Below are 13,216 nucleotides of genomic sequence, written 5' to 3' on the forward strand. Positions count from 1 at the left end.
TTGGATGGTAGTTTCAATTTGCTGGAGAACCTTCATGAAAGCCGTCATTTCCGCCTACGCCCGTTCCCCTTTCCATTTCTCGAAGAAGGGCTCTCTCGCTGAGGTGCGGCCCGACACGCTGGCTGCTGGCGTGGTGCGCGGCCTGCTGCAGCGCACGGACCTCGACCCTGCACTGCTCGAAGACGTGATCCTCGGCTGCGCGTACCCTGAAGCCTCGCAGGGCAACAACCTTGCGCGGGTCGTCGGGCTGCTGGCCGGCCTGCCGCACGAAGTGGGCGGCATGACGGTGAACCGCTTCTGCGGCTCGTCGATGCAGGCCGTGCACATTGCCGCCGCGCAGATCGAGGCAGGCATGGGCGAGGCCTTTTTGTGCGTCGGCGTGGAGTCGATGACGATGGTGCCGCAGGGCGGCTTCAACTTCTCGCCCAACCCCGAGCTGAAGGAGGGCACCGATGCCTACATCTCGATGGGCGAGACGGCCGAGAACGTGGCGCAGCGCTGGAGCGTGAGCCGTGCCGACCAGGAAGCCTTCGCGGTGGAATCGCACCGCAAGGCGGCCGAAGCGCGCTCGCAAGGCCGGCTGGCGGGCGAGATCGTGCCGGTGCGCCTCGCCTCCGGCGACATCGTCGATGTCGATGGCTGCATCCGGCCGACCACCTCGGCCGAGGCGCTGGCGAACCTCAAGCCCGCGTTCCGCCCCGACGGCGTGGTGACGGCCGGCACTTCGTCGCCGCTGACCGATGGCGCTGCAGCGGTGCTCGTCACCAGTGACGCCTTCGCCGCGAAGCACGGCCTGCAGGCGCTGGCGCGCATCAGGTCGTTCGCGGCCGTGGGCGTCGATCCGGCCATCATGGGCATCGGCCCGATCCCCGCGACCCGCAAGGCACTGGCGCGCGCCGGCCTGGGCGCAGCCGACCTCGACGTGATCGAGATCAACGAGGCGTTCTCGTCGCAGGCGCTGGCCTGCATCCGCGACCTGGGCCTCGACCCCGCGAAGATCAACCTCGACGGCGGCGGCCTGTCCATCGGCCATCCGCTCGGCGCGACCGGCGCACGCATCACGGGCAAGGCGGCGTCGCTGCTGATGCGCGAAAAGGGCCGCTATGCGCTGGCCACGCAATGCATCGGCGGTGGGCAGGGCATCGCGACCATCCTCGAGCGCGTCTGATCGTCCGAGAATGAGAGGTCCGTCACGACGAGGAGACCCCCATGGCCAAGCTGTACCTTGAAGACCTGAAGGTCGGTGACCGTTTCCAGAGCGGCGAACACCTGCTCGACGTGGCACAGATCAAGGCCTTCGCGCAGCAGTTCGACCCGCAGCCCTTCCACACCGACGAAGAGGCCGCAAAGAGCACCTTCTTCGGCGGCCTTGCGGCAAGCGGCTGGCACACGGCCGCGCTCACGATGAAGCTGCTGGTCGAGAGTGGCATCCCCTTGGCGGACGGCATCATCGGTTCGGGCGGGGAACTGCAATGGCCCAAGCCGACGCGGCCCGGCGACGTGCTGCATGTGGTGAGCGAGGTGCTCGACATCACGCCTTCGCGCTCCAAGCCCGGCCGGGCGATGGTGACGATGCGGTGCCAGACGCGCAACCAGCGCGGCGAGGTGCTCCAGTACTTCACGCCGAAGCTGGTGGTGCACGCTCGGCCGGCTTAGGCCGCGGGCCTTCAGCGCTTGTCCGGGTGCGCCGTCGCCGAGAGCTGGCGCAATTCCTCGGTGCTGAACCCCGCCCGGCTGCGCGCTTCGAGGTTGAAAGGCGGCTTGTGCCGCGGCGCGTCGTAGCGCGCCACCAGCGCAGGGTAGGTCGCTTCGGCATCGAGGCCCGCGCCGTCGCACAGCCAGCGATACCAGTGGTTGCCGATGGCCACGTGGCCCACTTCGTCGCGCAGGATGATGTCGAGGATCTCGACCGCGCGCAGCGCATCGGGCGTGTTCACGCGCTTGAGCTTGGCCTGGATCAGCGGCGTGGCATCGAGCCCGCGCGCTTCGAGCGTGCGCGGCACCAGCGCCATGCGCGCGAGCACGTCGTCCTTCGTTTTCTCGCACATGTTCCAGAGCCCGTCGTGGCCGGGGAAGTCGCCGTAGCGATACCCCATGTCCTGCAGGTGCGCGTGCAGCAGCGTGAAGTGCAATGCTTCTTCATCGGCTACGCGCAGCCAGTCGCGGTAGTAGGCTTCGGGCATCCCGTCGTAGCGCCATACCGCGTCGAGCGCGAGGTTGATCGCGTTGAACTCGATGTGGCAGATCGAATGGATCAGCGCGGCCCGGCCCTCGGGCGTGAAGGGCGAGCGTTTCTCCACGGCGGTGGCGGCCACGCGCAGCGGCCGTTCGGGGCGGCCCGGCACGCCGAGATCGTCGCCCTCGGTGCGGATCGGTGCAGTTGCTATGGAATCGGTAGCGGCCAGCGCAGCGGTAGCGCGTGTTGCAGCCACCTTTTGTTCAGGATCGGTCAGTCGCAGCGCGGCCAGCGCGCTCAATCGGGGGTGCATCCCTACAATTCTAGTTTTTGCCCCGGAGACTCCACGATGGCCCTCTATGAACTCGACGGCGTTGCGCCCCAACTCGGTACCGGCGCGTGGGTTGCCGACAGTGCGGAGGTCATCGGCGACGTGCGGCTGGGCGACAACGCCAGCATCTGGTTCGGCGCCGTGCTGCGCGGCGACAACGAGACCATGACCATCGGACGCAACAGCAACGTGCAGGACATGTCGACGCTGCATTCCGATCCCGGCAGCCCGCTGACCATCGGCGAGAACGTCACCATCGGCCACCAGGTCATGCTGCACGGCTGCACCATCGGCGACAACTCGCTGATCGGCATCCAGGCGGTGGTCTTGAATAACGCGAAGATCGGCCGCAACTCGATCGTTGGCGCCGGCAGCGTCGTGACCGAGGGCAAGGAGTTTCCCGACAACTCGCTGATCTTCGGATCGCCCGCCAAGGTCATGCGCACGATCAGCGACGAAGACGCCGCCCGCTTGCGCCACGGTGCCGAGCACTATGTGAAAAACGCCGTTCGCTATGCGAAGGGCCTGAAGAAAATCGCCTGATCCACAGGCCCAGCAGAAAGAAGATCCGTTTTGAGCGAGCTGCACAAATTCCTGTTCGATGGCCTGCCGGTGCGCGGCATGATCGTGCGCGTGACAGATGCGTGGCAGGAGATCCTGGCGCGGCGCGCCTCCAACACCGCCACCGGGGCCTATCCGCCGCCCGTGGCCGAGCTGCTGGGCGAAATGACGGCCGCAGCCACGCTGATGCAGTCCAACATCAAGTTCAACGGCGCGCTGATCCTGCAGATCTTCGGCGACGGCCCCGTGAAGGTCGCAGTGGCCGAGGCCAAGCCCGACCTGAGCCTGCGCGCCACCGCCAAGGTGATCGGCGACCTCCCGGCCGATGCGCACCTGCCCGACATGGTCAACGTGAACAACAAGGGCCGCTGCGCCATCACGCTCGACCCCAAGGACAAGCTGCCGGGCGCCACGCCGTACCAGGGTGTGGTGCCGCTCTTCGGCGACGACGGCGAGAAGCTGGGCAAGCTCAGCGACGTGCTGCAGCACTACATGCTGCAGAGCGAGCAGCTCGACACCACGCTGGTGCTCGCGGCTGACGACAAGGTCGCGGCCGGCCTGCTGATCCAGCGTCTGCCGGTGAAGGGCGAGGGCAACCTCGAGGGCACTTCCGGCACCTCGGACAAGGACCACGACCAGGCCAACGAAGACCAGATCGGCCGCAACGAGGACTACAACCGCATCTCGATCCTCGCCTCGAGCCTGACACGCGACGAACTGCTCACGCTCGACGTCGAGACGATCCTGCGCCGCCTGTTCTGGGAAGAAAAACTGCTTCGCTTCGAGCCGCAGGCCGGCCTGCAGGGCCCGCACTTCGCGTGCACCTGCGGGCGTGAGCGCGTGGCGCAGATGATTCGCGGGCTGGGCGCGGAAGAGGCCGAGAGCATCCTCGCGGAGCGCGGCGACATCGAGGTGGGCTGCGACTTCTGCGGCAAGCAGTACCGCTTCGATGCGATCGATGCGGCACAGCTGTTCACGCCGCTCGGCGACCAGATCCCGGGCAGCCCGGTCGTCCAGTAGGACTCGGGCGCGCCTTGCGCCTCCGTTTTTTTATCGCGCCGAGTCGTCGAATCCGCCGAACGCGATGTCCGGCGCGCTGGTGTTGTGCTTCGACGGCAGGCTGCGCCCGAAGCGCACCTGCGTGGCCTGAAGGCTCTTCACATCGGGCAACGGCAGCACCTGCGCCGCGGCCTGCGGCGACGACTGCCAGTGCACCTCGCTCACGTCGGCGTTGTCGGGCGCGACGTACATCGAGCGCAGTACCGCGAAGGGTTGAGCGCTCGCGGTGGGCTTCGAGAGCGTCACGTCGAGCGCCGTGCGTGCGCGGCTGATCTCGTCCACGCGCACCACGGCGCTGCCGCCGTCGGTGAAGCGCACCTGGATGGCCAGCGGCCGCGGCACGATGCGGATCGACGCGATGTTCACCACCGGCCGCGCCGCCGCCTCGACCGGGCCGAGCAGGAACGACGAGCCGTACACCCCGTCGCCGAAGCGGGCCTCGGGCAGCGGCTTGATGCGCCAGTAGCCATCGGACGGGTAGAGAACGATCGCTTCGAGCGCCTTGCCGCTCTCCTTCTTGAACACCTGCAGCAGGTGAAAGCCGCTGTCCTTGCGCTTGCCGACCTGCACCGGCACGCGCTGCGGACGCCAGAAAGTGGGCAGTGTCATGCCCACGATGCGCCACTGCGCGTTGTCCATCAGCACGACGGTGCGTTTGCGGAAGCGGTGCGCCGGGTCGGTCGGGTGGGCGCCGCCGTCGAAGTTGCAGCCCGAGAAGTCGGGCTTGGTGACGTCGTTGCCGACCTTGTCGAGGTAGTCGGGCTGCAGTGCCTCGATGCGCATGCGGCGGATGCCGTCACCGCGCAGCGTCAGCGACACGTTGTCTTCCTCTGCGCAGGCGGTGGTCGTGGTGCCGTTCTCGACGGTGGCGGCGACGGGGGCTGCGGTGGCTGGCAGCAGCGCGGCGAAGGCGCTGCAGATCAGGGCGACACGCGCGACGGAACGAAGAGGCATCGGGTCTCCGGTGATGGGATGGGGCGCGCTACTCGCGGCGCGCGATCAGGTCGCTGAAAAGCTTATGTTCGCATTCCGGGTCGGAACACTTCTCGCAAGGCCATGACCACGAGGCGGGCTTCGCATCAGACTGGGTGCGCGTGCGGGGCCGGCCCTCGCTGCCGGCGATGGAGTTGATGGCGTTCCAGGCATTGGCGAGCCGCTCGCCGCCCGTGCCGTGCACCACGGCGTACGAGAGCTTCGCGCCTGCGAGCGCGGCGCGCACCAGCGTGTCGGTGGGCTGGCGCGCATGAGGGCCGTCGCGCATGTCGTCGGCCACCCAGGGCAGGTCGAGCGCGGTGAGCAGCGTGATGGCGTAGCGCCGCTGCGCGGCCAGCGCGCTGTCGTAGAGCGTGGTGTCGGCGAACAGCTGCTCGCTGTAGACCGCCGTCATGAGCGCCGTGGTGTCGGCCACCACCACGCCAGAGGCGGCTGCGGCCTCGATGCGGCGGCTCTGCTCTTCGGCGATGGCCCGTTGCTCGTCGGGGCGCGGCGTGCGGGCTTCGCGTTCGCACCATTCGCGCAGGTACTCGCTCACCAGCACCGTCGGCGTGCCGCGGTCCTTCAGGCGTTGCGCGATGGCGCGGGCCAGCTCGGTCTTGCCGGTGCTCTCGGCGCCCACGAGTGCGATGACACAGCCGGTCGGCAGCGTGGGCGTCATGCGCTCACCGCCTCGGCCGGCATGCGCTGCCGCCATGCGATGTAGCCGGCCACGCTGAGCACGGCGAACACTGCATACAGGCCCACGGTGAGCCACAACCCCTTGTGGATGAACAGGACCACGCTCACGACGTTCACGGCCAGCCAGACGAGCCAGTTCTCGATGAACTTGCGCCCGAGCAGGAACTGCCCGACCAGGCTCAGGCCGGTGGCGAAGCCGTCCCACCAGGGCACGTCGGTGTCGGTGAAGCGGCGCAGGAAGAGGGCGACGGCCGGCCATGCCAGTGCGCAGGCCGCCAGGGTGAAAGCGATGCCGCGCGGCGAGAGCCGGGCGACATGCAAGGCGCTGCCGTCGGCCCGGTGGCCGCGCAGCCATTGCGCCCAGCCCCACAGGGCGACGAAGGCAAAGAAGACCTGGAGCGAGGCGTCGCCGTAGATGCGCGCCTTGGAGAACACCACGACGTAGAGCAGCGAACTGATGATGGCCAGCGGCCATCCCCAGTGAATCTCGCGCATGTTGCAGCCGACCATGGCGAGCGCGAGCAAGGCGGCGACGAGTTCGAGCCAGCTGACAGGAGAGCCCCAGAGCAGGAATGCCGGGGCCGAGAGAAGCTCTGGGATCAGGTTCACCCCCGAAGGGCACCGTCGCGGTCTGTTCGTGGGACACCGCGGAACCGGCTTTGCCAGGCCGCTGGTGTCGCCCCCTGGAAGGGGGTTGGCGAAGCGGCACGAAGTGCGCGAAGACTGGGGGTCATCCTAGTGAGCGATTTGTACGAACACTTCGTTCGGCTTGACCATGCCGAGCTCCGCTCGGGCGCGCTCCTCGACCATCTCGAGGCCGTCCTTGAGGTCGTTGACCTCGGAGGTCAGGCGCTCGTTGGCCAGCGTGGCCTTGGCGTTGGCTTCCTTCTGGTCGGCCAGCTTGGTACGCAGCTGAGCCACGTCGCGCACGCTGCCGCGCCCGTTCCACAGCTGCCACTGCAGGATGGCCAACAGGAGCAGCAGGACGATGGGAGGAACGAGACGGGCGCGCATGCCTGGCGTGTCGCGGAGGCGTTACTTCAGGTTGTAGAACGCGCCGCGGCCCGGGTAGAAGGCGATGTCGCCCAGGTCTTCTTCGATGCGCAGCAGCTGGTTGTACTTGGCGATGCGGTCCGAGCGCGAGAGCGAGCCGGTCTTGATCTGGCCGGCGTTGGTGCCCACCGCGATGTCGGCGATGGTGCTGTCCTCGGTCTCGCCCGAGCGGTGCGAGATGACGGCGGTGTAGCCCGCGCGCTTGGCCATCTCGATGGCGGCGAAGGTTTCGGTCAGCGTGCCGATCTGGTTGATCTTGATCAGGATCGAGTTGGCGATGCCCTTGTCGATGCCCTCTTGCAGGATCTTGGTGTTGGTGACGAACAGGTCGTCGCCCACCAGCTGCACGCGCTTGCCCAGGCGTTCGGTCAGGTGCTTCCAGCCGTCCCAGTCGCCTTCGTGCATGCCGTCTTCGATGCTGATGATCGGGTATTTGTCGACCCAGGTGGCCAGCATGTCGGTCCAGCTCTCGGCCGTGAGCGAGAGGTTCTCGCCCGACAGCACGTACTTGCCGTCCTTGTAGAACTCGCTGGCCGCGCAATCGAGGCCCAGGGCGATCTGCTCGCCAGCGGTATAGCCGGCCTTGTCGATGGCTTCCAGGATCAGCTGGATGGCCGCTTCGTGGCTCTCGACGCTGGGGGCGAAGCCGCCTTCGTCGCCGACCGCCGTGCTGATGCCGCGATCGCCCAGGATCTTCTTCAGGGCATGGAACACTTCGGCGCCGTAGCGCACGGCCTCGCGGAAGCTCTTGGCGCCCACGGGGATGATCATGAACTCCTGCAGGTCCAGGCTGTTGTTGGCGTGCGCGCCGCCGTTGATGACGTTCATCATCGGCACCGGCAGCTGCATGCCGCCCATGCCGCCGAAGTAGCGGTACAGCGGCAGGCCCGATTCCTCGGCCGCGGCGCGGGCCACGGCCATCGACACGGCGAGGGTGGCGTTGGCGCCCAGGCGGGCCTTGTTGTCGGTGCCGTCGAGGTCGATCATCGTGCGATCGAGGAAGGCCTGTTCGCTGGCGTCGAGGCCGAGCACGGCTTCGGAGATCTCGGTGTTGATGTTCTCCACGGCCTTGAGCACGCCCTTGCCGAGGTAGCGGCTCTTGTCGCCGTCGCGCAGCTCGATGGCTTCGCGCGAACCGGTCGATGCGCCCGAGGGCACGGCCGCGCGGCCCATGGTGCCCGATTCGAGCAGCACGTCGCACTCGACGGTGGGGTTGCCTCGGCTGTCGAGAATTTCGCGGCCGACGATGTCAACGATTGCACTCATCTTCTGTCTTTCTCTTTCTGGTCTCTTTGGCGGATGAATAAATGGGGATCAGAGGCCCTCGACGGCGATCATGTTCATGATCGCGGCGCCGGCACGCGCTTCGCGTGCCTTGAGGTACTCGGGCGTCTCGTAGAAGGCCTTGGCCTTCTCGAAGCTGGGGAACTTGAGGATCACCACGCGCGTGGGCTTCCAGTCGCCCTCGAGCGGCTGCACCTGGCCACCGCGCACGCACACTTCGGCGCCGTGCGCCTGCATCGCGGCGCTGGACCACTTCTTGTATTCCTCGTACTGCGTCGGGTTCGTGACCTCGACGTGGGCGATGACGTAGCCGCTGCTCATGCAACCGCCTTCAACGTCTTGTTGGTGCTGCCCGCGCCTTTTTCCTTGTGGTCGAGCGCCGCCTTGATGAAGGCGTTGAACAGCGGGTGGCCGCCCCACGGCGTTGACTTGAACTCGGGGTGGAACTGCACGCCCATGAACCACGGGTGCACGTCCTGCGGCAGCTCGACGATCTCGGTCAGATGCTCGCGCTGCGTGAGCGCGGAGATCACCAGGCCGGCGTTGCGAAGTTCGTCGAGGAAGTTGACGTTGGCTTCGTAGCGGTGGCGGTGACGCTCGGTGACCACGTCGCCGTAGATGCTGTGGGCCAGCGTGCCGGGTGTGACGTCGGAGCTCTGCGCGCCCAGGCGCATGGTGCCGCCGAGGTCGGACTTCTCGTCGCGCGTCTTCACCGTGCCGTCGCGGTCCTTCCACTCGGTGATCAGCGCGATCACGGGGGTGGGCGTCTCGGGGTCGAACTCGGTGCTGTTGGCGTTCTTCAGGCCGGCCACGTGGCGGGCGTACTCGATGGTGGCAACCTGCATGCCCAGGCAGATGCCGAGGTAGGGCACCTTGCCTTCGCGGGCGAAGCGGGCCGCCGAGATCTTGCCCTCGACGCCGCGCTGGCCGAAGCCGCCCGGCACCAGGATGGCGTCGTACTTGGCCAGGCGCGACACGTCTTGTGCCGAGATGGTCTCGGAGTCGATGTAGTCGATCTTCACGCGCGCATGGTTCTTCATGCCGGCGTGGCGCAGGGCCTCGTTGAGCGACTTGTAGCTGTCCGACAGGTCGACGTACTTGCCGACCATGGCGATCGACACTTCCTTTTGCGGATGCTCGACCTCGTAGACCAGGTCGTCCCAGCGCTGCAGCTTGGCAGGCGGCGTGTTGATGCGCAGCTTGTCGCAGATCAGGCCGTCCAGGCCCTGTTCGTGCAGCATGCGGGGCACCTTGTAGATGGTGTCGACGTCCCACATCGAGATCACGCCCCATTCGGGCACGTTCGAGAACAGCGAGATCTTGGCGCGCTCGTCGTCGGGAATCGGGCGGTCGGCGCGGCACAGCAGTACGTCGGCCTGGATGCCGATGGCGCGCAGTTCCTTGGCGGTGTGCTGCGTCGGCTTGGTCTTGAGTTCGCCGGCGGCGGCGATCCAGGGCACGTAGCTCAGGTGCACGAAGGCCGAGTTGTTCGGGCCGTTGCGCAGGCTCATCTGGCGCACCGCTTCGAGGAAGGGCAGCGATTCGATGTCGCCCACGGTGCCGCCGATCTCGACGATGGCCACGTCCACCTCGTGCGCCGTGCCGATGCCGGCGCCGCGCTTGATGTATTCCTGGATCTCGTTGGTGATGTGCGGAATGACCTGCACCGTCTTGCCGAGGTAGTCGCCGCGGCGTTCCTTCTCGAGAACGGTCTTGTAGATCTGGCCGGTCGTGAAGTTGTTGGCCTTGCGCATCCGCGTGTTGATGAAGCGCTCGTAGTGGCCGAGGTCGAGGTCGGTCTCGGCGCCGTCATCGGTGACGAACACTTCCCCATGCTGGAACGGCGACATCGTGCCGGGGTCGACATTGATGTACGGATCGAGCTTGATGAGGGTGACTTGGAGGCCGCGCGATTCGAGGATCGCGGCGAGCGAGGCGGAGGCGATTCCCTTGCCAAGGGAAGATACGACACCACCGGTGACGAAGACAAATTTGGTCATGCCAGTTCCGGATGCGTGAATCCGGGCAGTGGGAAATTGCGATTATAGATGTGCCCTTTGCGACACCCCCCGCCAAGGGCTTGTTGCCGTTTGTTCGATGGCCTATGAGCAACAATACGGCCCATGCAAGATCTCGCCGGCAAACACATCGTCCTGGGCCTCACTGGAGGCATCGCCTGCTACAAGTCGGCCGAGCTGTGCCGGCTGTTCGTCAAGGCGGGCGCGACCGTCCAGGTCGTGATGACCGAGGCGGCCGAGGAGTTCATCACCCCGGTGACCATGCAGGCGCTCTCGGGCCGCACTGTCTACACCTCGCAGTGGGACACGCGCGAGCCCAACAACATGCCGCACATCAACCTGAGCCGCGAGGCCGATGCGATCGTGCTGGCGCCCTGCAGCGCCGACTTCATCGCTCGCCTGGTGCAGGGCCGCGCCGACGACCTGCTGAGCCTGATGTGCCTGGCCCGCCCGATGGACCGCGTTCCGTTGCTGATCGCGCCGGCCATGAACCGCGAGATGTGGGCCCACCCCGCCACCCAGCGCAACCTGATGCAGGTGGCGGCCGACGGCGCCACCGTGCTGGGCGTGGGCAGCGGCTGGCAGGCCTGCGGCGAAACGGGCGATGGGCGCATGCTCGAACCTGCGCAGCTGCTCGAGGACATCACGGCCTTCTTCCAGCCCAAGCTGCTGGCGGGACAGAAGGTACTGGTTACGGCTGGCCCGACCTTCGAGGCGCTCGACCCAATCCGCGGCATCACCAACCACTCGTCCGGCAAGATGGGTTTTGCCATTGCCCGCGCGGCCCGCGAGGCGGGTGCCGAGGTCACGCTGGTGGCCGGCCCGGTGCACCTGCCGACCCCGCGCGGCGTGACGCGCGTCGACGTGCTGTCGGCGCAGGACATGCTCGAAGCGACCACCTGTGCCGCGCAATTTGCTAGTATTTTTGTAGCGACTGCCGCCGTAGCCGACTGGCGCCCGGCCACGCAGAGCGACCAGAAGATCAAGAAGGACGGCAGCGGCAAGACGCCGGTGCTCGAGTTCGTCGAGAACGCCGACATCCTCCTCAGCGTTGCCAAGAGCGAGCGGGCACAGGCCCGAAAGCTCTTCTGCGTGGGCTTCGCGGCCGAGAGCGAGAACCTCGCCGAGCACGCCAAGGCCAAGCGCGAGCGCAAGGGCATTCCGCTGCTGGTGGGCAACATCGGCCCATTGACCTTCGGGCAGGACGACAACGCGCTGCTGCTGGTGGACGCCAAGGGCGTGCGCGAGCTCCCGCGTGCGTCCAAGCTCACGCTGGCGCGCGAACTCATGGCCGAGATTGCCGCCCGACTTCCCGACTGGAGGGCCTGATGAATCCCCATCCCCAGTGGAACACGCCGCCGAACGGCGACTTCGCCCGCTATGTCGAGCGGCTGTCGGCGCAGGCCGCGCTGCCGAAGCGGGCGGCGAAAGAGGGCGAGCCCGGGCTCGACGTCGGCATGGGCCCGTCACCCGGCCAGCAGGGCCCGGTGAGCGCGGCCATGCAGCGCAGCGCGGAACTGCCGAACGGCGAAGTGCCGAAGAAGGAGCCCGGCTCCTTCGACCCCCTGACCCTCAAGGTGCTGGGCGCCGTCGGCGCGCTGGTGTTCCTCGTGCTGTGGGCGTCCGGCGTGCCTTTCGGCGTGCTGCTCCTGCTGGCGGGCGTGGCCATCTGGTTCGGCAAGAAATTGAAGGGCGTGAAGCTCACCCCCGGCGTCGCCAAATGGCAGCAGGTGCTGGAAGAGGCGGCCCGCAAGCAAAGAGAACAGCAACAGAAGCAAGGCAGCAAGCAAAAGTGAAAGTCGACGTCCGTATCCTCGATCCGCGCATGGTGGATCAATTGCCCGCATATGCCACCCCCGGAAGCGCCGGCCTCGACCTGCGGGCCTGCCTCGATGCCCCGATCACACTGGAGCCCAACGGCTGGCAGCTGGTGGGCACCGGCATCGCGATCCACCTGGCCGACCCGGGCTATGCGGCGCTGATCCTTCCGCGCTCGGGGCTGGGCCACAAGCACGGCATCGTGCTCGGCAACCTCGTCGGCCTGATCGACAGCGACTACCAGGGCGAACTGAAGATCAGCGCCTGGAACCGCAGCGACACGCCCTTCGTGCTGCAGCCGATGGAGCGGCTCGCCCAATTGGTGATCGTGCCGGTGGTGCAGGCGCAGTTTCGGGTGGTCACAGACTTTGCACCTTCGCAACGCGGCGAGGGCGGCTACGGCTCCACGGGCAAACATTGAGCAAATGCTGAAGGGAAGCTGAGTTTCGGGGCGGTAAAGATCGGAACTGGCGAAGGCAGGGCGGCCTCGAAGGTCTCAGTGTGTGTTCTGGCGTCATCGCGGCGGACGCTGCGGCGTTAGTCAGGCACACGCAGGGTGCATGCATTCATCATTCGTGCACTGTTCTATCCGAGGAGCCTCCAACATGAAGATCTCAATGCGCTTTGTTTCCGTCACCGCTTCCGTGCTGGCCGTGGCCACGCTCACGGCATGCGTGGCACCGGCGCCGGTCTACCAGACCTCGCGCTATCCGTACCAGGCGCCCCCGCAAGCCATCCAGTACCGCGAAGCTTCCTACGTCGAATACGGCCACGTGGCCAACATCGAGGTGCTGCGCAGCGAAACAGCCGGCACCGGCACCACCGGCGGCGGCGCTGTCGCCGGCGGCGTGATCGGTGGGGTGGTGGGCAATCAGTTCGGCCGCGGCAACGGCCGTGCGGCGGCCACCGCGCTGGGCATCGTGGGCGGCGCCCTGCTGGGCAACACCATCGAGGCTCAGCAGAACGGGCCACGTGCCTATGAAATCTACCGTGTGTCGGTGCAGACCGATCGTGGCGGCTATCGCTCCTTCGATGTGCAAAGCCCGGGCGACCTGCGCATCGGTGACCGTGTGCGCATCGACAACGGCCAGATCTCGCGCATGTAGCCGTCGACGATCTTCCGTACGCAAAAAAAGCCGAGCATGCAGGCTGTGTAAATAGTCTGCCGACGACTTGATCGAGATGCCCCGCGAGAGCGGGGCATTTTTCATTGGGGCGAGCAAATGCCCCAAGGGCCTCAGC

At 66.9% G+C, this 13,216-nt stretch carries 16 protein-coding genes; 8 read left to right on the forward strand and 8 right to left on the reverse strand.

Annotated features, from left to right (window positions below; translation table 11 throughout):
• Positions 1–34 precede the first annotated feature (34 nt).
• Together ASD05_RS09425 and ASD05_RS09430 are read left to right on the forward strand one after the other, a co-directional pair.
• Positions 35–1,168 (forward strand): thiolase family protein, encoded by a 1,134-nt coding sequence (locus ASD05_RS09425; RefSeq protein WP_056590846.1) that lies wholly within the window; start codon positions 35–37, stop codon positions 1,166–1,168.
• A 41-nt stretch (positions 1,169–1,209) separates the two neighbouring features.
• The gene (locus ASD05_RS09430; protein WP_056590849.1) at positions 1,210–1,656 is read left to right on the forward strand and encodes a MaoC family dehydratase; all 447 of its coding nucleotides are present in this window, start codon (positions 1,210–1,212) and stop codon (positions 1,654–1,656) included.
• 11 nt (positions 1,657–1,667) lie between these two features.
• Here ASD05_RS09430 and ASD05_RS09435 read toward each other — a convergent pair whose 3' ends face one another.
• On the reverse strand, positions 1,668–2,489 hold the full coding sequence (locus ASD05_RS09435) for a ferritin-like domain-containing protein (protein ID WP_056590852.1): 822 nt from the start codon (positions 2,487–2,489) through the stop codon (positions 1,668–1,670).
• A 36-nt stretch (positions 2,490–2,525) separates the two neighbouring features.
• On the opposite strand from ASD05_RS09435, the gene ASD05_RS09440 reads away from it, so the two are divergent.
• Both ASD05_RS09440 and ASD05_RS09445 read left to right on the forward strand, forming a co-directional pair.
• Complete coding sequence (locus ASD05_RS09440; RefSeq protein ID WP_007830877.1) at positions 2,526–3,050, forward strand: gamma carbonic anhydrase family protein; 525 nt, start codon at positions 2,526–2,528, stop codon at positions 3,048–3,050.
• A 30-nt stretch (positions 3,051–3,080) separates the two neighbouring features.
• Positions 3,081–4,088, forward strand: a complete 1,008-nt coding sequence (locus ASD05_RS09445; RefSeq protein WP_056590856.1) for an Hsp33 family molecular chaperone HslO — start codon at positions 3,081–3,083, stop codon at positions 4,086–4,088.
• A gap of 30 nt (positions 4,089–4,118) precedes the next feature.
• Here ASD05_RS09445 and ASD05_RS09450 read toward each other — a convergent pair whose 3' ends face one another.
• The 7 genes from ASD05_RS09450 to ASD05_RS09480 all read right to left on the reverse strand — a co-directional run bounded on the left by ASD05_RS09450 (position 4,119) and on the right by ASD05_RS09480 (position 10,138).
• Entirely contained in the window at positions 4,119–5,081 is a 963-nt protein-coding gene (locus ASD05_RS09450; protein WP_056590858.1) for a hypothetical protein, read from the reverse strand.
• Between the two features lie 28 nt (positions 5,082–5,109).
• Positions 5,110–5,781, reverse strand: a complete 672-nt coding sequence (locus ASD05_RS09455) for an AAA family ATPase (protein WP_056590887.1) — start codon at positions 5,779–5,781, stop codon at positions 5,110–5,112.
• A complete protein-coding gene (gene pnuC / locus ASD05_RS09460) occupies positions 5,778–6,401 on the reverse strand; it encodes a nicotinamide riboside transporter PnuC (protein ID WP_056590891.1) in 624 nt (207 codons plus the stop codon). Before pnuC ends, ASD05_RS09455 begins: the two co-directional genes overlap by 4 nt.
• A gap of 135 nt (positions 6,402–6,536) precedes the next feature.
• Positions 6,537–6,815, reverse strand: coding sequence for a cell division protein FtsB (gene ftsB / locus ASD05_RS09465; RefSeq protein ID WP_056590862.1), 279 nt, complete (start codon positions 6,813–6,815; stop codon positions 6,537–6,539).
• 21 nt (positions 6,816–6,836) lie between these two features.
• Complete coding sequence (eno, locus tag ASD05_RS09470; RefSeq protein ID WP_056590865.1) at positions 6,837–8,120, reverse strand: phosphopyruvate hydratase; 1,284 nt, start codon at positions 8,118–8,120, stop codon at positions 6,837–6,839.
• Between the two features lie 48 nt (positions 8,121–8,168).
• A complete protein-coding gene (locus ASD05_RS09475; RefSeq protein WP_007835679.1) occupies positions 8,169–8,459 on the reverse strand; it encodes a DUF1330 domain-containing protein in 291 nt (96 codons plus the stop codon).
• Entirely contained in the window at positions 8,456–10,138 is a 1,683-nt protein-coding gene (locus ASD05_RS09480; RefSeq protein ID WP_007835677.1) for a CTP synthase, read from the reverse strand. Before ASD05_RS09480 ends, ASD05_RS09475 begins: the two co-directional genes overlap by 4 nt.
• Positions 10,139–10,261: 123 nt before the next feature.
• Between ASD05_RS09480 and coaBC the strand changes: the two genes are divergently transcribed.
• The 4 genes from coaBC to ASD05_RS09500 all read left to right on the forward strand — a co-directional run bounded on the left by coaBC (position 10,262) and on the right by ASD05_RS09500 (position 13,080).
• Entirely contained in the window at positions 10,262–11,485 is a 1,224-nt protein-coding gene (gene coaBC, locus ASD05_RS09485; protein ID WP_056590866.1) for a bifunctional phosphopantothenoylcysteine decarboxylase/phosphopantothenate--cysteine ligase CoaBC, read from the forward strand.
• Entirely contained in the window at positions 11,485–11,952 is a 468-nt protein-coding gene (locus ASD05_RS09490; RefSeq protein WP_056590869.1) for a hypothetical protein, read from the forward strand. Before coaBC ends, ASD05_RS09490 begins: the two co-directional genes overlap by 1 nt.
• The gene (dut, locus tag ASD05_RS09495; RefSeq protein ID WP_056590872.1) at positions 11,949–12,395 is read left to right on the forward strand and encodes a dUTP diphosphatase; all 447 of its coding nucleotides are present in this window, start codon (positions 11,949–11,951) and stop codon (positions 12,393–12,395) included. The genes ASD05_RS09490 and dut overlap by 4 nt, the downstream gene beginning before the upstream one ends.
• Positions 12,396–12,579: 184 nt before the next feature.
• Positions 12,580–13,080, forward strand: coding sequence for a glycine zipper 2TM domain-containing protein (locus ASD05_RS09500; RefSeq protein ID WP_056590875.1), 501 nt, complete (start codon positions 12,580–12,582; stop codon positions 13,078–13,080).
• Positions 13,081–13,216: the final 136 nt, after the last annotated feature.

This window comes from Variovorax sp. Root434 (genome assembly GCF_001426595.1).
Taxonomy (GTDB): Bacteria; Pseudomonadota; Gammaproteobacteria; order Burkholderiales; family Burkholderiaceae_C; genus Variovorax.